Source organism: Enterococcus sp. BWB1-3, from assembly GCF_016745275.1.
GTDB lineage: Bacteria > Bacillota > Bacilli > Lactobacillales > Enterococcaceae > Enterococcus_L.
On sequence record NZ_JADOEP010000053.1, the window covers coordinates 1,914 to 3,458 of the forward strand.

The window sequence follows — 1,545 nt, forward strand, 5'->3', positions numbered from 1 at the left end:
CAAGGTTGATAAGGTTAAGTGAATAAGGGCGCACGGTGGATGCCTTGGCACTAGGAGCCGATGAAGGACGGGACTAACACCGATATGCTTTGGGGAGCTGTAAGTAAGCTATGATCCAGAGATTTCCGAATGGGGGAACCCAGCATCTTTTATAGGATGTTACGATTACGTGAATACATAGCGTAATCGAGGTAGACGCAGAGAACTGAAACATCTAAGTACCTGCAGGAAGAGAAAGAAAATTCGATTCCCTGAGTAGCGGCGAGCGAAACGGGAAGAGCCCAAACCAACAAGCTTGCTTGTTGGGGTTGTAGGACTCCAATATGGGAGTCTGTCAGGATAGTCAAAGGACCTGGAAAGGTCCGCCAAAGAGGGTGAAAGCCCCGTAGACGAAATGTTGACAGCACCTAGGAGGATCCTGAGTACGGCGGAACACGTGAAATTCCGTCGGAATCCGCGGGGACCATCCCGCAAGGCTAAATACTCCCTAGTGACCGATAGTGAACCAGTACCGTGAGGGAAAGGTGAAAAGCACCCCGGAAGGGGAGTGAAATAGACCCTGAAACCGTGTGCCTACAACAAGTCAAAGCCCGTTAATGGGTGATGGCGTGCCTTTTGTAGAATGAACCGGCGAGTTACGATTGTTTGCGAGGTTAAGGTGAAGAGCCGGAGCCGCAGCGAAAGCGAGTCTGAATAGGGCGAATGAGTAAGCAGTCGTAGACCCGAAACCATGTGATCTACCCATGTCCAGGTTGAAGGTGCGGTAAAACGCACTGGAGGACCGAACCCACGTACGTTGAAAAGTGCGGGGATGAGGTGTGGGTAGCGGAGAAATTCCAAACGAACTTGGAGATAGCTGGTTCTCTCCGAAATAGCTTTAGGGCTAGCCTCGGAATTAAGAATGATGGAGGTAGAGCACTGTTTGGACTAGGGGCCCATCTCGGGTTACCGAATTCAGATAAACTCCGAATGCCATACATTTATATCCGGGAGTCAGACTGCGAGTGATAAGATCCGTAGTCGAAAGGGAAACAGCCCAGACCACCAGCTAAGGTCCCAAAATATATGTTAAGTGGAAAAGGATGTGGGGTTGCACAGACAACTAGGATGTTGGCTTAGAAGCAGCCACCATTTAAAGAGTGCGTAATAGCTCACTAGTCGAGTGACCCTGCGCCGAAAATGTACCGGGGCTAAACATATTACCGAAGCTGTGGATTACACCATTAGGTGTAATGGTAGGAGAGCGTTCTAAGGGCGTAGAAGGCAGATCGTGAGGACTGCTGGAGCGCTTAGAAGTGAGAATGCCGGTATGAGTAGCGAAAGACGGGTGAGAATCCCGTCCACCGTATGACTAAGGTTTCCTGGGGAAGGCTCGTCCGCCCAGGGTTAGTCGGGACCTAAGCCGAGGCCGAAAGGCGTAGGCGATGGACAACAGGTTGATATTCCTGTACCAGATGATTTTGTTTGAACAATGGAGGGACGCAGCAGGCTAAGGAAATGTGCGAATGGAAGAGCACGTCCAAGCAACGAGTCTTGAGGTGAGTC

The 1,545-nt window shown here is 50.6% G+C and carries 1 rRNA gene (cut by a window edge); it reads left to right on the forward strand.

Annotation, left to right across the window (positions count from 1 at the left end):
* Window positions 1–12 precede the first annotated feature (12 nt).
* A 23S ribosomal RNA gene (locus tag IW492_RS17680) occupies window positions 13–1,545 on the forward strand (it continues 1,425 nt past the right edge of the window).